Source organism: Streptomyces sp. NPDC002884, assembly GCF_040295245.1.
Classification (GTDB): Bacteria; Actinomycetota; Actinomycetes; order Streptomycetales; family Streptomycetaceae; genus Streptomyces.
On record NZ_JBEOVB010000017.1, the window covers coordinates 61,908 to 79,899 of the forward strand.

14 protein-coding genes and 1 pseudogene are annotated in these 17,992 nt (G+C 73.9%); 8 read left to right on the forward strand and 7 right to left on the reverse strand.

Translation table 11 applies throughout. The features are described from left to right. The first annotated feature begins 62 nt into the window (after positions 1-62). From ABT070_RS28865 to ABT070_RS28875, 3 genes are all read left to right on the forward strand, one after another. Positions 63-1,703 (forward strand): hypothetical protein, encoded by a 1,641-nt coding sequence (locus tag ABT070_RS28865; RefSeq protein WP_351764799.1) that lies wholly within the window; start codon positions 63-65, stop codon positions 1,701-1,703. Continuing rightward, entirely contained in the window at positions 1,703-3,157 is a 1,455-nt protein-coding gene (locus tag ABT070_RS28870) for a hypothetical protein (RefSeq protein ID WP_351764800.1), read from the forward strand. Before ABT070_RS28865 ends, ABT070_RS28870 begins: the two co-directional genes overlap by 1 nt. Before the next feature lie 135 nt (positions 3,158-3,292). Then, positions 3,293-6,289 (forward strand): hypothetical protein, encoded by a 2,997-nt coding sequence (locus ABT070_RS28875; protein WP_351764879.1) that lies wholly within the window; start codon positions 3,293-3,295, stop codon positions 6,287-6,289. A 200-nt stretch (positions 6,290-6,489) separates the two neighbouring features. Here ABT070_RS28875 and ABT070_RS28880 read toward each other — a convergent pair whose 3' ends face one another. After that, entirely contained in the window at positions 6,490-7,455 is a 966-nt protein-coding gene (locus ABT070_RS28880; protein ID WP_351764801.1) for a D-2-hydroxyacid dehydrogenase family protein, read from the reverse strand. A gap of 65 nt (positions 7,456-7,520) precedes the next feature. On the opposite strand from ABT070_RS28880, the gene ABT070_RS28885 reads away from it, so the two are divergent. From ABT070_RS28885 to ABT070_RS28895, 3 genes and pseudogenes are all read left to right on the forward strand, one after another. Next, positions 7,521-7,943, forward strand: a complete 423-nt coding sequence (locus ABT070_RS28885; protein WP_351764802.1) for a DUF3052 domain-containing protein — start codon at positions 7,521-7,523, stop codon at positions 7,941-7,943. 348 nt (positions 7,944-8,291) lie between these two features. Continuing rightward, positions 8,292-9,185 carry a glycosyltransferase family 2 protein gene (locus ABT070_RS28890; RefSeq protein WP_351764880.1) on the forward strand — a complete coding sequence of 298 codons (894 nt, stop codon included), beginning with the start codon at positions 8,292-8,294 and terminating at the stop codon, positions 9,183-9,185. 386 nt (positions 9,186-9,571) lie between these two features. Then, positions 9,572-11,836 (forward strand): annotated as a pseudogene (locus ABT070_RS28895) (AfsR/SARP family transcriptional regulator). Here ABT070_RS28895 and ABT070_RS28900 read toward each other — a convergent pair. Together ABT070_RS28900 and ABT070_RS28905 are read right to left on the reverse strand one after the other, a co-directional pair. After that, on the reverse strand, positions 11,818-13,584 hold the full coding sequence (locus tag ABT070_RS28900; protein WP_351764803.1) for a bifunctional 3'-5' exonuclease/DNA polymerase: 1,767 nt from the start codon (positions 13,582-13,584) through the stop codon (positions 11,818-11,820). The pseudogene ABT070_RS28895 and the gene ABT070_RS28900 sit on opposite strands and share 19 nt — an antisense overlap. Positions 13,585-13,625: 41 nt before the next feature. Then, complete coding sequence (locus ABT070_RS28905; RefSeq protein WP_351764804.1) at positions 13,626-14,360, reverse strand: Clp protease N-terminal domain-containing protein; 735 nt, start codon at positions 14,358-14,360, stop codon at positions 13,626-13,628. 91 nt (positions 14,361-14,451) lie between these two features. Between ABT070_RS28905 and ABT070_RS28910 the strand changes: the two genes are divergently transcribed. After that, positions 14,452-15,729, forward strand: a complete 1,278-nt coding sequence (locus tag ABT070_RS28910) for a DUF2786 domain-containing protein (RefSeq protein WP_351764805.1) — start codon at positions 14,452-14,454, stop codon at positions 15,727-15,729. Between the two features lie 73 nt (positions 15,730-15,802). Here ABT070_RS28910 and ABT070_RS28915 read toward each other — a convergent pair whose 3' ends face one another. From ABT070_RS28915 to rpmB, 4 genes are all read right to left on the reverse strand, one after another. After that, positions 15,803-16,345, reverse strand: coding sequence for a DUF4232 domain-containing protein (locus tag ABT070_RS28915; protein WP_351764806.1), 543 nt, complete (start codon positions 16,343-16,345; stop codon positions 15,803-15,805). A gap of 201 nt (positions 16,346-16,546) precedes the next feature. Beyond that, positions 16,547-17,080 carry a hypothetical protein gene (locus ABT070_RS28920; RefSeq protein WP_351764807.1) on the reverse strand — a complete coding sequence of 178 codons (534 nt, stop codon included), beginning with the start codon at positions 17,078-17,080 and terminating at the stop codon, positions 16,547-16,549. Between the two features lie 126 nt (positions 17,081-17,206). Continuing rightward, positions 17,207-17,512 carry a 30S ribosomal protein S14 gene (rpsN, locus tag ABT070_RS28925; RefSeq protein WP_351764808.1) on the reverse strand — a complete coding sequence of 102 codons (306 nt, stop codon included), beginning with the start codon at positions 17,510-17,512 and terminating at the stop codon, positions 17,207-17,209. Next, positions 17,512-17,748 (reverse strand): 50S ribosomal protein L28, encoded by a 237-nt coding sequence (gene rpmB, locus ABT070_RS28930; RefSeq protein WP_142265528.1) that lies wholly within the window; start codon positions 17,746-17,748, stop codon positions 17,512-17,514. The genes rpsN and rpmB overlap by 1 nt, the downstream gene beginning before the upstream one ends. 74 nt (positions 17,749-17,822) lie before the next feature. Here rpmB and rpmG point away from each other — a divergent pair, with 74 nt between their 5' ends. Continuing rightward, on the forward strand, positions 17,823-17,987 hold the full coding sequence (gene rpmG / locus ABT070_RS28935; protein ID WP_351764809.1) for a 50S ribosomal protein L33: 165 nt from the start codon (positions 17,823-17,825) through the stop codon (positions 17,985-17,987). The last annotated feature ends 5 nt before the right edge of the window (positions 17,988-17,992 follow it).

Below are 17,992 nucleotides of genomic sequence, written 5' to 3' on the forward strand. Positions count from 1 at the left end.
GCCGGGGGCGCCTACCGATCCCAGGTTCGCCCGCTCGTTTCCGGACGACGTACGCTCCAGACATGCCGCCCCCGAGCCAGCCGACCGGCGAGCGCCGACCGCGCGCCATGGTGATCGACGGGGCCTGGCGTGGCCTCGGGCCGGGGCTGGAATCGCTGAGCGGGCCCGGCGGCGCGCCGTTGACCCGGACGGTCAAGCTGATAGTGCTGCCGCTGATCGTCAGGCCGGCGCTGCGCCCCGAACTCGCGGTGGACTTCCTCGGACCGGCGCAGGCCGCGCGCCTCGACGCGCTGATCCGGGAGTCCGGGGAGCGTCTGGAGGCGACGGCACGGTGGTTCACCCTGCTCAAGAGGGTCCGCCGGGCGCTGGGCATCGTGGCGGGCAACCCCCAGGACCTGTACTTCCAGCGCTGCTTCGAGCTGGCCACCGAGCACGGACCGCCCTCGGCGGGTGCGGACGCGGTGGCCAGGGCCGTGGTCGAGGAGGTGGCGGACGCGGACGGCGGACGCACGGTGGAAGCGCTGAAGGACCACCTCGCCGACGCTGTCCGGCGCGCCCGGCTCGACGGGGAGTTGGCCGGTGGATGGGAGAGCCGCCGGCCGGCCCGGGTCGCCGACGCCGTCGCGGCGGTCGCACTGGCGGGCGAGGTGCTGGAGGTCTGCGGTACGCCGGGCGGGGCGGGCGACTCGCCGGAGTACGCGGCCATGGTCGAGGCGGGACACGGCGGTCTGCTCGGCCGGGCCCTGTGGGCGCACGCGGACGGCGTCTGGGGCCGCGACGATCTGCCGGCGCACCTGGGACTGACCGGGCGTCAGCTGCCGCCGCGGCCGCAGGTCGGCCGGGGTGCCTCGACGGCCACGCTTCCCGCGCCGCTGGACCGGACGCTCTTCGAACGGCTCTTCGTCGTGCTCCAGTCGTCGGCCCGGCGTGAGGAACTGCCGACGGTGCCCGAGCTGGTCGGGCGGGAGGTCGGACGCAGTTGCGCTCCGTTCGGCCTGCACGACGAGAGCCTGCGCGTCGCCCTGGTCCTCGGCGGCCGGCTCGCGGTCGGCCTCGACCCGCTGGGAACCGGGGAACCCGCGCCGGGGCGCACGGCGGCGCATCGGGCCGTGAACAGCCGCTGGCGACGGGAGGCGTCGGTCCTGCGTGCCCGCAGGATGACCGTTTCTCCCCGCCCCGACCCAAACGGCGGCGGCCACGGCGGCGACGACGGTGGCGGCCACGGCAACGTCAACGGGGACGGCGGCGGTGGCCAGGGCAACGGGGACCGCGGCCGTCACGGCCACGGGGCCGGAGGCAGGGACGGCGGCAGTGACGGTGACAGGGACGGCGGTGGCGTACTCGACGCCCTCGACGCCCTCGCCCGGGATCTTCGTACCCCCTGGTCCGCCTATATGCGGCGGCTCTGGGTGCGGCTGCACGGGCGGGACGTCCGCGGCGCGCCGCTTGCGGACGTCGCGTCGGCCTGGGCGGTGCTCGACGGGGTCGCCCGCTCGGTGATGATGGACCACCGTGCCAGGGTCCGGTCGGCACTGCGCACGCTGTCGACGGCTCCGGGCAGCGCGGAGGTCCCGGTGAACTCGACTGTCCCGGTGAGCCCGACTGTCCCGCTGAACTCGGCTGTCCCGGTGAGCCCGGCGATTCCGGCGACCTCGGGGACCCCACCGAACCCGGCGGCAGCGGCCGAGCCGAGGAGCGCGTGATGGCGCAGGCCCACATGGACGTCCAGGTCGCGCGGGGCGAGGACGGCACGATCCGGATCGCCGCCGGTCCCGCCCCCGGCCGGGCCGATGACGGCGGCGGCCCCGATTTCGCCCGAGCCGTTCTCGACGTCGCGGGGGCCGTTCTGTCCTGGCCCGTCCGCGAGGAACCCGGACTGCCGGTGGCGGAGGTGCATGACGTGGGGCGGGCGCAGCAGTGGCTGTGGGCGCTGTACGGCGAGCGCACCGCCGCCGCGGTGCAGGCTTGTACGGCGGGGGAGCCGACCGGTGCAGGGGTGACCGCGGACGTGACCGCTCTCGCGGGCGCCGCCGCCCGGCTCGGTTTCGGGCACTGGGCGGCCCGGTGGTGGCCGGCGTCGTACGTGGACGGGATACCGGCGCTCGAACCGGACGTGCTCGGCCTGGAACTGGCCGCGCTCACCCACTGGTGCCAGCAACTGTTCAGCGAATGCGACGACTTCGACGAGTTCACCGACTTCGGCGCTGGCCATGACGGCCACGGCGGCTACGACAGTCGTGGCGGCCACGGCGTCCACGGCGGCTACGACAGTCGTGGCGGCCACGGCGTCCACGGCGGCTACGACAGTCGTGACGGCCACGGCGTCCACGGCGGCTACGGCCGGTTCGGTGACCAGCCCGACGGCTGCGTGGCCGAGCTGATAAAGGATCACCAGGCCGCGCTCGACCCGCTGGTCCAGTGGTGGTGCGCGGCGCCGCAGTCGGCCGACACGGCGCGGCATCTGGAGAGCGTCCTGCGGTTGCTCGACGACGCGGCGGACGGCGCCGGGCTGGACGGGCAGGCGCTGCGCCGGCTCCGGTCGGCCCTGGACGAACGCCGTCCGGCCGCTACGACGGTCGACCTCGGCGCGCTGTTCGTGCGGCACGGCGGCTATGCCCTCGCGGCGGGCGAGCAGCGCGCCGCGGGCGGCCGGGTGATCGCCAGGGGCGCCGGTACGAACGACTGGCGCCGTTACCCGCCCGGCTTCGTCGACGCCTCCGAGACCGCGGTGTCCTGGACCGCTCGCGCACTCGGCGCACGACGGCAGATCGAGCTCGAGATCGTCGCGCACATCGCGGCGCCCGTTGCCGGAGCGCCCCTCGTCGCCGAGGTCACGGTGAACGGCGGCCGTCGGAACCGGGTGCCCCTGGCCCGGCGGGACGACGTGTGGACCGGCCGGGCGGACCTGGATCCGTACGGTCCGGCCGACGCCGTGCCCCCGCACTTCGAGGTGGGTGTGCTGCTGCCGGGATTCGACCCGGGGCCCGGCGGACCCGAAGACCGCGCCGACCGGGACGCGATCCGCGAGCTGGTCCGGCGGCGGCTCGCCGACGCGGCCCGGCCCCTGGCGTACGACGGGGCGGCGCACGACGCCTCCTCGGGGCCGTTTCTCGCCGAGATCGCCGCCGTCGCGGCTGCCACGGAAGAGGACTACTGACGGATGGACGAGAGCGAGCGCGAGGGCCGCGAGCGTGAAGGCCAGGAGCGTGAGGGGCGCGGGCGTGAAAGCCAGGAGCGTGAAGGCCGCGAGCGCGAGGGCCAGGAGCGTGAGGGCCAGGAGAGCGGGGCGGTGATGCGGCTGTACGGGGAGCCGTTCGACAGTCGTTTCGCCCTGGCCGAGGAACACCAGCTGGCCGCCGATCCCGCCGCCGCGATCGCCGTCTACGAAGAACTGCTCACCGTGGCCGAGTCGCTCGAGGACTCGCCCGACGTGCGGTTCCTGCGGGCGCATCTGCTGGCGAACATCGCGAGTGTCCGGCTCACCGCCACGGACCTGGGCGGCGCGGAGGACGCCGTCGAGCGGTCCCGTGCCCTGCTCGACGACATCGCATCGGTGCCCATGGGGCCGCGCGGCCGCCAACTGTGGCTGGAGCTGCTGCTGAGGACGCTGCTCGCCAGGGCCGACCTGCTGCGCGGCACCGGGCGTCTGGACGAGGCGCTGGCCTGTCTCGACGAGGCGGCGGTCAGGCTGCCCGAGTTCGACGATCCCGACGGACTGCGCGCCTCCGAACTCGGCCTGAACCGGGTGCATCTGCTGATCGAGCGGAGCGAGTGGGGAGCCGCCGAGGAACAGGCCGAGGCGCTCCTGGCCACCACGCCGGCGACCGCGGTGGAGACCGTCCCGCGGCTGCTGGTCGCCCTCGGGCTGATCTGCGCCTCGACCGGGCGGTTCGACCCGGCCGAGGACTGCTTCGCCCGCGCGGAGGACGGCTTCCGGGCGCTGGGGGACACCGGTGAGCGGCAGTCGCTGCTCGCGCACCGGGCGTACGTCGCGATGCACCGGGGCGATCTCGACCTCGCGGAGCGGTTGTTCGCGGAGGCGTCCGCGTTCTTCGAGCGGCAGCGGCGGTTCGGTGACCTGGCGGTCTGTGAACAGGCCCGCGGCTTTCTCGCCGGGCAGCGCGGCGACGCCGTCGGCGCGCAGGACCTGCTGGCGGCGAGCCTCGCCCGGTTCGAGCGGCTCGGCGCCTCGATCGCCGCCGCCGACAGCATGCTGCTGGGCGCCCAGCACGCCTACGGGCGGGGCGACATCGACGAGATGAAGCGGCTGGCCCAGCAGGCCCGGGACGTGTACCAGGAGCGGGAGGTGTACGAGCGGTGCGCCCAGGTCGATCTCCTGCTCGCGCGAACCCTCGAGGACAATCTGAACCGGACGGACCACGGTGACCGCGAGGCGGAGTCCCTCGGTACGGCGATCTCGGTCGCCCTTCCCGCCGCACTGGCCCTGGAGGCGGCCCGCTTCGACTTCGTCACCGCCCACGCGCGCAGCCAGTGGCTGGAACTCGCTGACGAAGCCATGCAGTTGGTCTTCCGCCTGGCGGTACGCCGGCAGGACCAGGGACTGCTCTTCGAGCTGGCGGAACACCGCTGCGCGGGCGCCTCGCTGGCGCTGGACCGTACGCCGCGGTCGGCGACGCCCGACGCCCCGGTGTTCCCGGGCGCGGGCATGAAGACGTACGAGCCCGTCGACGGCGCGCTGACGCTCGGGGGTGCGGCGGCGGAGGCCGCTGCCTCCGCGGGACTGCGTGTGGCGCCGCCGCCCAAGGTGCGGATGTCGTCGGAATCCGGCCGCGTCGCGTTGCAGGAGTACATCGCGGCGGCCGAGTTCCGCTACCACCGCCGGATCGTGAGCGAGGCGGAGACGCCGTTCTGGACGACCGACGATCTGACGGGCCGCCCGGTGGTCCAGGTCCGGCTGGCCGACGCCGGCGACCTGTTCATGACCTGGACGTGGGCGGGCGGGGCCCGGGGGTTCGGTACCGGTCGTGGGCCCGCCGACGAGGTCGAGGAGGCGGTCCGTGCGCTGGCCGCCGCGCTGCCGGGGGCGGTCGGGGGAGCCGAGGGGATGCGGCGGGCGTTCGACTCGGGCGCGCTGGCCGAGTACCGGGCCGAGCTGCGGCTCGCGCGGGTGCTGGCCGGGGCGCTGTGGCCGCAGGGGCTGACGGAGCAGATACGTCAGGTGTCGGCTCGCGCGGGCCGTCCCCTGGTGCGGATCCAGCCGTCGCCCCGGGTCGCCCAGGTGCCGTGGGAACTGCTCGCCGTCGACGACGCGGGCGACGTACGCCTCATCGACCTGGCGGACGTAGTGACCACCGCACCGGCGTCCCTGCGGCAGGGAACCCCCACTGCCCGCCCGGCGCCGGACGCGGAAACCGGCGCGGAAACGGACGCGGAAACGGGCGCGGAAACGGGCGCGGAAACCGAGGCGGAAGCGGGAGCGGAAACCGGCACGGAATCGGACGGGGGATCGGACGCCGAAACCGGTACGGAATCCGGCACGGAAACGGGAGCGGGCGCGGTGGTTCTCGTCCTCGACCCCCGGGTGCCCGGATTCCGGGCCGACTCCCCGCTCGGCTCGGTCCTGGGACCGCCCGGCTCGGACCCGGAGTTGCTGTCGTTCGTCCAGCGCCGGCTCGACGCCGGTGCCGTCGTGCCCTCGGTCGCCGCCCCTGCGGAGGCCTTCCGCCGCACCGACCTGGACCGGGACTGGTTGAGCGGCGTGCTCCGCGAGGGGGCGCGCCGGCTGATGTACGTCGGGCATGTGAGCGGCGCTCCGGTCGAAGGCGGACAGAGCGAGGACGGCACGCTCCATCTGTGCTGCGGTCCGGAGAGCGCCGGTCTGGCCGAGCCGGTCCGCAGCCATCGCCCGCTGTCGGCCAAGGATCTGCTCCTGGGCACGCTTCCCCTGCGCGCGGACGGTGAGCCGGGCGCGAGGATCTGGCCCGCGCCACGCCGTGTCGCCCTGATCGGCTGCGAGAGCGGCGGCGATCTGCGGTTCGCCGAGTCGTTCGGCCTGGCCACGGCCATGATCCACAACGGGGCTGAGCTGGTCACCGCCACCCGCTGGGTCCTGCCGACGAACCTCGCGTTCCACCGGCTGGCCGGTGCGTCCGCGTCCGTACGTCCGCTGTCGGAGGCGATCGTCGCCGTCGACAGCGCCCACGAGCACCGTGACCCCGTGCACGCGCTCGGCCGCTGGCAGCGCGAGCAGCTCGACCGCTGGCGGTCCGGCGGCCGGATCGAGCACTCGCCCCTGCTGTGGGCGGCCATGACCTGCATCGTCGTATGAACGACAGGCGGGCAGGCGGCCAGGCGGGCAGGCAGGCGGGCAATGACCTCACCGGTGACGGCCGCGGGAACGGCAGTGGTTCCCTCAGCCGCGCGAATGCCGGCGTGCTCTGGGGCAACGCGACGAACGTCCGAGTCTTCTGACGCGACGGAGGCGGTCGGTTCGGGGTGTCGGTGCGGATGCAAACGCGGCGTAGCCCGTCAGCCCAGCACCCGCACCGGTGCCCCCGCCAGATACGCCCGGATGTCCTCCACCGCCTGCCCGTAGTACCGCTCGTAGTTCGCGTGGGACACGTAGCCCAGGTGGGGAGTCGCCAGCAGTCGCGGAGCGCTCCGCATCGGGTGGTCGGACGGCAGGGGCTCCACGTCGAAGACGTCCACACCCGCGCCCGCGATACGGCCCTCACGCAGCGCCGCCAGCAACGCGTCCTGGTCGACGATCGCCGCCCGCGAGGTGTTCACCAGGTACGCCGTCGGCTTGAGGAGGGTCAGTTCGGCCGGGCCGAGGAGCCCTCGGGTGCGGTCGCCCAGGGCGAGGTGGATCGACACGAAGTCGCTCTCGGAGAGAAGTTCGTCCTTCGAGGCAGCCCGCCGCACGCCCACCTCCGCCGCCCGCCCCGCCGTCAGGTTCTGGCTCCACGCGCTCACCTCCATGCCGAAGGCGAGGCCCACCCGGGCGACCGGCGCACCGATCTTCCCCAGGCCCAGCAGCCCGAGCCGCCGCCCGTGCAGGTCCGCGCCGACCGTGGACTGCCACGGCCCGCCCTCCCGCAGAGCGGTGCTCTCCTGCACCAGCCCGCGCGCGAGGCCCAGCAGCAACGCCCATGTCAGCTCGACCGGCGGAGTCGAGGAGCTCTCCGTACCGCACACCGTCACGCCGTTCGCCTTCGCCGCCGCGTGGTCGATCACCGAGTTGCGCATGCCGGAGGCGATCAGCAGGCGCAGCCGGGGGAGACGGTCCAGCAGCGACGCCGGGAAGGGGACGCGCTCCCGCAGGGTGACCACGCAGTCGAAGTCGGCCAGCGCCACTGCGAGTTCGTCCTCGTCGGCGAAGTGCTCGGTGAAGGAGACGGCCTCCACCTCTTGGCCCGACGCAGGCGCCGACCAGTCGGCGAGGGTCGTCGCGACGTTCTGGAAGTCGTCGAGTACGGCACAGCGGAAGGGCACGGCTTTCCTCCAGGTGAGGTGATTCCGACCGGGGAACAGGTCCGGTCCGAGGCTACGGTGAGCCTGTGAGCGACTCGGCCGCGACCGGCGGCTACTCCGGCACCCCCCTCGCCAGGAAGCTCGGCGTCAAGCCCGGCCACCGGGTGCGACTGCGACACGCGCCGGCCGGGTGGGAGGTTCCCGGGCTCCCCGACGGAGTCCACCTCGCCCCGGGCGGCCCTCGCGACGCCGACCTGACGGTGGCCTTCTACCGCGGCCGTGCCGACCTCGCCGCCGAGACCCAGGCCCTCGTCCGCGACCTCGCCGACGACGCCATGCTCTGGATCGCCTGGCCCCGCAAGGCGGCCGGACATGTCAGCGACATCACCGAGAACGACCTCCGCGACCTCTTCCTCCCTCTCGGCGTCGTGGACGTGAAGGTCGCGGCGCTGGGGGAGGACTGGTCGGGGCTCAAGTTCGTCCGACGCAGGGAAAACCGACACGGCTGAACCGACGTGACCACAGCCGACATACCCAGAGTCGACATACCCAGCGCTGACGTATCCAGAGCCGACGAATCCAGAACGTGCGCTTTCAGAGCGTGCGCATCCGGAGCGTGCGCATCCGGAGCCGACGAGCCGCCCCCGTATCCGGAATCGGCGCAGCGGAGGCCGGGCCGGCAGAGCTCGCTTAGGCAGAACCGGCATAAAAGGGAAGCAAAATGAGGCGGCTTCGGAGCAACGCCCGCACCTGAGGCAACATCTAGGTGAACGACGGGCCCGCGCGTGGACGGGACGCGGTCGCGTCGAGGGCCGGACGGAGTGAGGGACGTGGTGGACGTGGGGGACATCGGGGACGTGGCGGAGCCGCGGATCGCCGTGGCCGTGGTGACCATGGGCAACCGGCCCGCCGAGGTCGACGCGCTGCTGGAGTCGGTGGCCAAGCAGGACCTGCCACCCGCCCGCATCGTGATCGTCGGCAACGGCTGCGAACTTCCCGACTTCGCCCACCGCCTCTTCCTGCCCGGCGAGGTCACCACGATCGACGTCGACGAGAACCTCGGCTGCCCCGGCGGCCGCAACGTCGCCCTCGCCCGCCTGCGGGAGTACGGCGACGTGGACGTCGTGGTCGAGCTGGACGACGACGGGCTGCTCGTCGACGCCGGCGTGCTGAGCCGCGTACGCGAGCTGTACGCCGCCGACCCGCGCCTCGGCATCGTCGGCTTCCGCATCGCCGACGAGCACGGCGAGACCCAGCGCCGGCATGTGCCGCGCGTCGGCGCCTCGGACCCGATGCAGGGCGGGTACGTCACCGGCTTCCTCGGCGGCGGCCACGCCCTGAGCATGGCCATGCTCGCCGAGACCGGCGACTGGCCCGCCGAGTTCTTCTTCGCGCACGAGGAGACCGACCTCGCCTGGCGGGCCACCGACGCCGGCTGGAAGATCCTCTACGCGCCCGAGCTGCTGCTCCAGCACCCCAAGACCTCGCCCGCCCGGCACGCGATATACCACCGGGTCACGGCCCGGAACCGGGTCTGGCTGGTCCGGCGCAACCTTCCGCTGCTCCTCATCCCCGTCCACCTGGGCGTCTGGATCGCGGTCACCCTCCTGCGCACCCGCTCGCTCGGCGGTCTCAAGGCCTGGTTCGGCGGGTTCGCGGAGGGCGTGCGCAAACCGGCCGGACACCGGCGGCCCATGAAGTGGCGGACGGTATGGCGACTGACCCGGCTGGGCAGGCCGCCGGTCATCTGAGCCGCCGGTCATCCGAGGGGCCGGTCATCCGAGCCGGTCATCCGAGGGGCCGTCGGGCGCAGTTCGGGACCGGCGCGGAACGGCGTGGAACCGCGCGGAACGGGGCGCAGGGCCCGGTCGGTCACCTCCGCCGACCGGAGCCCCGCGCGCTCCCGGATCCGGCCGCGGCGGCGACGCTCCCCCGAGTTGCGCGTCGATACGCACGCACCGTCGGGCCGGTTCCGATGATGTGATCACATCAGAACGCGCCAACGGATCGCTAACATACGGCCGACGGATCTTCGCGTCGTCGCTGGTCACTCGGTGTCCTCGTCTCAACCCGGCAAGGCGACTCAGGTGTGCAGACCCTCGGTACGGACCGGGCGTGGAAGGGCGAGGGCGGTGTGATGCGGCGGTACGGGCTGCGGTTCGGCCTGCTGGGCCCACCGGTCCTGTTCACGGCCGTCGCGCCGGAGGCCGGGTGCGAGGCGGGCGCCCCTCCCCACGAGACCGTCCGCAGCCCGAAGGTACGTGCCCTGCTGGCATCCCTGCTGCTCGACGCGGACCGGATCGTCCCCGTCGAGTCGCTCAAGGAGGCGCTGTGGAGCGGCGCGCCGCCGGCGTCCGCGCAGGCCTCGCTGCACAACCACGTGACCCGGCTGCGTCGGCTGCTCGACGACCCCGAGCGGCTGCGCGCGGTGCCGCCCGGCTACCGGCTCCGGGTCGAGCACGGCGAGCTCGACGTCCACGTGTTCGAGCGGCACGTAGCCGCGGCACGCGGCGCGCACGCCGCCCGGAACTGGGAACGCGTCGCGCGCGAATGCGCGGCGGCACTCGCGCTGTGGCGAGGCGCCCCGTTGAGCGGACTCCCGGCCGACCTGGGCGGCTACGCCTTCGTACGACGTCTGCGGGAGGCCCGGCTGCTCCTGCTGGAGTGGCGCTACGACGCCGAACTCGCCCTCGGTGGAACGCGGTTCGAGCGGCTCGTCCCGGAGCTGACGGCCCTGGCCGCCGAGCATCCGCTGCGCGAGGCCTACCACCGTCAGCTGATGCTCGCCCTGCACCGCACCGGCCGCCGGGCCGAGGCCCTCGCCGTCCATCGCGACCTCCGCGCCCGCCTCGTCGAGGAACTCGGCATCGAACCGGGCCCGGCGACACGCGACGCCCACGTAGAGATCCTGACCCCCACGACCGACGCCCACCTGACGCCGACTCGGACGCCGGCTTCGACTCTCACTCACGCTCCGACTCCGACTCCGAGTCCGACGCCGACGCCGAGTCCGAGTCCGACGCCGAGTCCGACGCCGACGGCGGCGCCGAGTCCGACGCCGAGTCCGACGCCGAGTCCGACGCCGAGTCCGACGCCGACGCCGACGGCGGCGCCGAGTCCTGCTCAGGCGCCGACGTCAGCTCGCACTCCAGCTCCGTCCCCGTCCCCGACGACCTCACCGCTTACCCCGGCCGCCGAGGCCGCACCCGCGCCCGAGGCCGCACCCGCACCCGCGCCCGCGCCCGAGCCCGAGCCCGAGGCCGCACCCGCTCCCGCGCCCGAGGCCGCCCCCGCGCCCGCCCCCGCACCCGCTCCCGCCCCCGCCCTTGCCCCCGCTCCCGCCCACCCCCGCATCCCCCCGGCGCGACTTCGCCCGGCGCAGCTTCCCCCGCCGCCCGCCCACTTCACCGGCCGCGTCGAAGCCCTGCGTCTCCTCCATCGCGCCCTTGCCGGCGGCAGTCCGGTCGTCGTCCTCAGCGGTATGGCCGGCGCAGGCAAGAGCGCGCTCGCGCTGCACGTGGCCCACGCTGTGAAGAAACGTTTCTCCGATGGGCAGCTCTACCTGCACCTGCATGGCGCCACCCCCGGCACGGCCCCCCTCACCGCACCCCGGGCGCTCACCGCCCTGCTGCGCGGCCTCGGTACCGACCCCCGGGACATCCCCGAACGCCCGGACGCCGCGTCCGCGTTGCTGAGGACCCTGCTCGCGCCGACCCGCACGCTCGTCGTGCTGGACGACGTCGCGACCGCCTCCCAGGTCCGTCCGCTGCTGCCGGCCGGCCCCGGCTGCGCGGTGATCGTCACCAGCCGCTCCCCGCTGACCGCGCTCGACGGCGCGCACCGCTTTCCGGTCGGACCGCTGTCGGCCGAGGACAGCGCGGCCCTGCTGCGCGCGGCCTCCGGCCCGGGCGAGGGGCGTGCGGGTCTGGACGCGGCCCATCCCCTCGTCGACCTCACCGGCCGTCTCCCGCTCGCGCTGCGCGTCGCCGCCGCCCGTCTCGCCGCCCGCAGCGCGCTCACCCCGGACGGGCTGGCCGGTCAACTCGCCGACTCCGAAAGCAGGTTGTCCCACCTGGAGTACGACGATCTCAGCGTCCGCCGCTCCCTGGCCGTCGCCCACGACGCACTGGCCGCCTCCGGACGTCAGGCCGACCGGGACGCGGCCCTCGCCCTGTGCCGCATCGGCGCGCTGGACCTGCCCGCGTACGACGTCCCCCTCCTGGCCCGACTCACCGGCACCGACGAACCCCGTGCCGAGGCGGCCCTGAACCGACTCGTCGACGTGGCCCTCATCGAGGAGCCTGCGTACGGCCACTACACCCCGCACGACCTGGTACGGGACTTCGCCCGCGAGCTTGCGAGAGCCGAGTGCGCGGGGGCCGGTCACTTCGCGTCGGCATAGCACTCCACCACCGCCGTGGTGAACGGAAACCGCACCGGCGTCTCCCCGAACGTCAGCCGCCCGGCCAGGCCGGACGCCTCCCGGATCGCGGCGACGACCGTCTCGGCCTCCTCCTGCGGACAGTGCACGATCACCTCGTCGTGCTGGAAGAAGACCAGCTCGGCCGCCATCCCCGCGCAGGTGCGCCGTAGCGCGGCGAGCAGCAGCAGCGCCCAGTCGGCGGCGCTGCCCTGGACGACGAAGTTGCGGGCGAACCGGCCACGCGCGCGTGCGTTGGTCGAGGCGTACCCCGGCACCCACTGCCGGTCGGCGGAGGTCTCGTCCTCCCCGCCGGGACCGCCGGGACCGCCGGGACTTCCGGCACCTCCGGGACCGCCTGGGCCGCCGGGACCGCCGGAGTCGACGGGGATGCCGGCCTCCTCCGTACCCTCGTCCCCCGCCCCGGTCGGCGGAGGGCAGGTCCGGCCGAGCCAGGTCCGCACGAGCCGCCCCTCCTCGCCGGCCCGGGCCGCCTCGTCGACGTACGCCACCGCGCGCGGGAAGCGTCGGCGCAGTGCGGCGAGGTTCTTGAGACCGTCCCCGGAGGTCTGGCCGTAGACCGCGCCGAGGACGGCGAGTTTCGCCTGGGCGCGGTCGCCGGAGAAGGCGCGGTCGGAGACGGACTGGTAGAGGTCGGTCTCCCGGCCGGCGACCTCCATCAGCCCGGGATCGCGGGAGATCGCCGCCAGCACGCGCGGCTCCATCTGGTCGGCGTCGGCGACGACGAGCCGCCAGCCCGGGTCGGCGACCACGGCGCGCCGGATGACCTTGGGGATCTGGAGGGCGCCCCCGCCATTGGTCACCCAGCGCCCGGTGACCGTGCCGTGCGCGAGGAACTCAGGCCGGAACCGCCCGTCCCGCACCCAGTCCTGGAGCCAGGACCACCCGTGGGCCACCCAGATCCGGTACAGCTTCTTGTACTCGATCAGCGGCTTCACGGCCGGGTGGTCCAGGGACTCGATCTCCCAGCGCCGGGTCGACCTGATCCGGATGCCGGCCTGCGCGAAGGCCTTGACCACGTCGGCGGGCAGGTCGGGGCGGACCCGGCGCCCGAAGGCGGCCGACACCTCGTCGGCCAGTTCGGCCAGCCGCCTGGGCTCGCCCCCGCCCGCGTACCGCTCGCCGAGCAGGTCCTGCAGGACCGCGCGGTGCACCTCCGCGCTCCACGGCAGCCCGGACCGGTTCATCTCGGCGGCCACCAGCATCCCCGCCGACTCGGCCGCCGTCAGCAGCCGCATCCGCGCCGGGTGCTCGGCCCGCTCGTGCCGCCGCTGCTGCTCCGCGTAGACGGCGAGGAGGTCCTCCAGCGGCAGCCGGACGGCGGTGTCCTGCGCCTCGAACAGCGAGGACTGCGCGCCGGGCGCGGCGGAGCGCTGCGGCGGATCCGGCGGTACGGGGCCGCCGCGCAGCCGGGCCAGCGCGGCGGCCGCCGAGCGGGGCTCGCCGGAGCGCCCCTCGTGACCCAGGAGGAGGGTCTCGGCGTCCTCGACGTCGTAGCACCGCTCTACTCGCACCCCCGTGGCGAGCAGACGCGGATACACCTCGGCCGTGGAACGCCAGACCCAGCGGGTGACCTCGGGCCGCTCCCGCACGGCCCGCGCCAGGTCCGCCTCCCGCAGCACCGGGCCGGTGGGCAGCCCGCCGGGACCGAGGGGGGCGAGTTCCACGCCACCGTCCTCGGCCGGAGCGAGTGCCCACCGGTCGGCCATGCTGCGAGTGTGGCAGGGGGGTCTGACAACGGGCCCGACGGCTACTCCTGGTCCGGCTTCACCGAGATCGTGGCCAGGACCTTGGCGACGTACCGTTCGGTGCCGGCCTTGTCGATGCCGAGGCCGCTGAGGACGCCCTCGCCGTTCTCGAACTCCAGCAGCGCCAGCAGGACGTGCTCGGTGCCGATGTAGTTGTGGCCGAGGCGGAGCGCCTCGCGGAAGGTGAGTTCCAGGACCTTCTTGGCGTCCGGGCCGTAGGGGACCAGCTCGGGCACCTCCTCCACGGCCGGCGGCAGCGCGGCGGTTGCGGCCTCGCGGACCGTGTCCAGGGAGACGCCCTGCTCGGCGATCGCCTTCGCCGCGAGGCCCTCCGGCTCGGCGAGCAGGCCGAGGACGAGGTGCGCGGGCAGTCCTTCGGCGTTGCCGGCGGTCTTGGACGCGTTGTGCGCGGCCATGACCACGTTCCGCGCGCGGGGGGTGTAGCGGGTGAAGCCCTGGCTCGCGTCGAGGTCGGCCGACTCCTTCGGCACGAACCGCTTCTGGGCGGCCTGCCGGGTGACGCCCATGCTCCGGCCGATGTCGGTCCAGGAGGCGCCCGAGCGGCGGGCCTGGTCGACGAAGTGGCCGATGAGGTGGTCCGCCACGTCGCCCAGGTGGTCGGCGGCGATGACGGCGTCCTGGAGCTGGTCGAGCGGCTCGTTGTGGACCTTCTTGATGGCGTCGATGAGGTCGTCGAGACGGACGGAAGAGGTGGTGCCGGGTCGCGGAGTCGTCATGTGTCAACCGTAGGTTGACAGTAGAAGAGTGTCAACCCGAGGTTGTCACTCCCGTGGACCTCGGCGCCGCGCCCCGTGACACGATCGACCGGTGAGCAGCACCGACCACAACAGCCCGAGCGACGACCCGAGCAGCGGCCCGAGCAGCGGCCCGAGCGAAGGCCCGGGCAACGGCCCTCGCGGCGGCCCGAGCGGGGACTCGTCCGGCGGTCCGAGCGGGGACTCGTCCGCCGGTGCGTCCGACGGCGCGTCCGGCACCGTCGAACGCGCCTTCCGGGCCGCGCTCTACGACACCGCCGACGCCACCCTCGACACCGGCGCCTCGCTCCTCGCCGCCGACCGCGCGGCGGACGCCGAACTCGTGCGGCGGGGCGTGGATTTCGTGGCGGCGGCCTGGCGGCGGGGCTGGCAGCCCGCCGACCTCGCACGCTTCGTACGGCGTGAGCTGGACGACGTCCACGTGGGCCTGGTGACGGAGCTGATCCGCACGCAGGCGCGCGACGACCGCGCGCGCGGGCGGCGCTGGGCGGCCCAGCTGGCGGAGCTGTCCGCGGACACTGCGCCCGCGCCGGTCACCGACCGTTTCTCGCACGCCACCACTGTCCTGGAGCTCTACCGCCTGCTGCTGCGCCTGCCCGCCCTGGACCCCCTCCAGGAACCCGCACCGCACCGGCAGGACCGCCCGGGTACGCACTCCCGCATGCTCACCCGCATCCGCGCGCTGCTCGCCAAGGCCGAGGCGACCGGTTTTCCGCAGGAGGCGGAGGCGCTCACGGCGAAGGCGCAGGAGCTGATGGCCCGGCACAGCGTCGACGAGGCGCTGCTCGACGCCCAGGCGCCGGCCCCGGACGCGCCGGGCGCCTGCCGGATCGGGGTCGAGCCGCCGTACGAGCAGGCGAAGGCGGTGCTGCTGAACGCGGTCGCCGACGCCAACCACTGCCGGGCGGTGTGGAACGAACCCTTCGCCTTCTCCACGGTCGTCGGCTTCGAGGCCGATCTGGAGGCGGTGGAACTGCTCTACACCTCGCTGCTGGTGCAGGCGCAGTCCGCGATGGCGAAGGCGGAGGCGGCCCAGCGGGCCGGCGGCCGCAGGCGGACCAAGACCTTCCGGCAGTCCTTCCTCGCGGCCTACGCCCACCGCATAGGCGCCCGTCTGGGCGAGGTCACCGCCGCCGCCGAGACCCAGGTGACCGACGAGCTGCTGCCGGTCCTCGCCTCCCGCCAGGTCGCGGTCACCGCCGCGACGGACCGGATGTTCCCGGAGACGGTCTCCACCCGCCTGCGCGGAGTGACCGACGAGGCGGGCTGGACCGAGGGAGCCGAAGCGGCGGACCGGGCCCGGATGCGATCCCGTCCCCGGCTGCCATGACCTCCCCGGTCGGCCGTCCACGGCATCCCAGGCTGCCGTGGCGCACCCCCGGCGGGGGTCGGTGCCCGGTGGATCAGTCGCCCGCCTGCTGGAAGGCGCTCACCGTCGCGTCCGGCACCTTCTCGCTCTTGAGGGAGACATCGCCGTACGACCAGGGGAAGCTCTGGTCGGCCGAGCCGCCCGGCAGGCCGTACTTCACCGTCTTGACGGCGAGGCCGTCGCCGCCGTCCTCGCCGCGTACGTAGGTGATCGTGAAGGTGGCGGTGCCCTGGGCCGGGAGGGTCAGCGCCTGCGCCTCGGCGGCCTCGTCCTTCGGCACGGTCGCGGAGCCGCTGTCGGCGGTGAGCTCGACCGTGGGGAAGCCGTCCAGGACGCACTCCGCGCCCTTGTTGGTGAGCGTGACGGTGACGTTGCCGCTGTCACCGGCGGCGGGCGCGGCGTTGACGGGGCCGACCTCCTGGCCGAGGTCGCCGGCGGCGCAGGTGGTGCCGGTGCCGCCGGTCGTTCCGGCGGCCTTGCTCTCGTCGGTGTCGGAACTGCTGTCGTCCCCGCCGCCGCAGGCGGTGAGGAGCAGAGCCGCCGCGAGAGCGGTGACGGTGAGGGGAACGGCGCGCATGAGTGATCCCTAGGGTTTCGTGACGGTGCTCGAAGGATCATCACGCACGCGTGCGTGCACGTGTCGCGCGCCCCCGCTCTCGTGACCGCTTCGCTATCCGGGCCGCCCAAGCCGTTCCAGGACTCCAGTACTTCAGAACCCCGGTACTCCAGAACCCCGGTACTCAGGACCTCGGTACTCAGGACCCCGGTACTCCAGTTACTACCCGAGGCCGGGTGTCGGCAGCCCCGACGGCCACTGGCCGCCCTCCGCCTTGGCGAACGTCTCCTTGCCGACCGCACCCGACCAGGTGACCTTCAGGGACTTTGCGTCGGCGGAGTCGACCATGCCGGTCGTCCGGTCGCCCTTTCCGCTGGTGCACTTGAGGTGGATCATCTGCATGCCCGCCTCCTCGCCGGCGGTCCCGCTGCACACGGTCCCGCCGGTCACGAAGAGGGCGGCCTGCTTCCCGGTGATGATCAGGGCGACGGCCTTGCCGTCCGTCGTGGCGAGCCAACTGCCCTCCAGTTCGCCGGAGGCGGAGGCGGAGACGGAGGTCGAGGCGGACGCGGAGTCCGTCGCGCCGCCCGTGCCCCCGGTCGCCGTCGTGGGCGTCGCCGAGGAGCCGTCGTCGGACCCTCCGTCGTCACTGCACCCCGTCAGCGCGAGTACGCCCGCCAGCGTGGCGGCCACGGCAACGGCCGTGGCCCGCACCGGCCGACGGGACGCGCCCCGCGAGAAGATCGCCGAAGTCACTGCAAGCTCCCAAGCTGTAGCCGGCCGGCCGGGTCGATCGCACGGACCGTGAGGCCGTACGGACCGGTAGGGGACCGCAGCAAGCTACCAGCAAGCCCCGGCAGAACACTGGGGGCGGCCTGTGACCTACCAGGACGACTTCCGGACCCCGGGCAGATGCCCCGCGTGGGCCTGCTCCCGCAGACTCACCCGGGACAGCCCGAACGTGCGGAAGTACCCGCGCGGCCGCCCGTCCACCTGGTCCCGGTTGCGTACGCGCGTCGCGCTCGCGTCCCGCGGTTGGGCGCGCAACTCCCGCTGAGCCGCCTGCCGTTCGGTATCCGTCGACGACGGCCGCCGGATGATCTCCTTCAGCTCGGCCCGCCGTGCCGCGTACCGCGCGACGGTCGTCTGCCGCCTGTCGTTCTTCGCGATCTTGCTCTTCTTCGCCATCAGATCCGCACCCCCCGCGCGCGGATGCGCGCCACGGCCGCCTCGACGCCGATCGTGTCGACGGTCTTGATGCCCTTCGTGCTCAGCCGCAGCCGTACGTGGCGGCTCTCGCTCGGCAGCCAGTAGCGCCTGGACTGGATGTTCGGGTCGAAGCGGCGCGAAGTGCGCCGGTGGGAGTGGGAGATGCGGTTGCCGAAGCCCGGCTGGGCTCCGGTCAGCATGCAGTGCGCGGACACGGGTGACGTACCTCTCCTCGGTCGATGTCGGGGACCGTAGTGCTAATGGAATTCATTTTCAGTAAGGTATCAGCATGGCACGCAACGAACTCCGCCCGGTCATCAAGCTCCGGTCCACGGCGGCGACGGGCTACACCTATGTGACCCGCAAGAACCGCCGCAACGACCCGGACCGCATGACCCTGCGCAAGTACGACCCCGTCGTCGGCCGTCACGTCGACTTCCGAGAGGAGCGCTGAACCAC

Coding starts and splice junctions, on each gene's coding strand:
- ABT070_RS28905 (WP_351764804.1), bottom strand. CDS start 14,360: ATGACGACTCCGCGACCCGGCACCACCTCTTCCGTCCGTCTCGACGAC.
- ABT070_RS28915 (WP_351764806.1), bottom strand. CDS start 16,345: ATGCGCGCCGTTCCCCTCACCGTCACCGCTCTCGCGGCGGCTCTGCTC.
- ABT070_RS28870 (WP_351764800.1), top strand. CDS start 1,703: ATGGCGCAGGCCCACATGGACGTCCAGGTCGCGCGGGGCGAGGACGGC.
- rpmG (WP_351764809.1), top strand. CDS start 17,823: ATGGCACGCAACGAACTCCGCCCGGTCATCAAGCTCCGGTCCACGGCG.
- ABT070_RS28865 (WP_351764799.1), top strand. CDS start 63: ATGCCGCCCCCGAGCCAGCCGACCGGCGAGCGCCGACCGCGCGCCATG.
- ABT070_RS28875 (WP_351764879.1), top strand. CDS start 3,293: ATGCGGCTGTACGGGGAGCCGTTCGACAGTCGTTTCGCCCTGGCCGAG.
- ABT070_RS28900 (WP_351764803.1), bottom strand. CDS start 13,584: ATGGCCGACCGGTGGGCACTCGCTCCGGCCGAGGACGGTGGCGTGGAA.
- rpsN (WP_351764808.1), bottom strand. CDS start 17,512: ATGGCGAAGAAGAGCAAGATCGCGAAGAACGACAGGCGGCAGACGACC.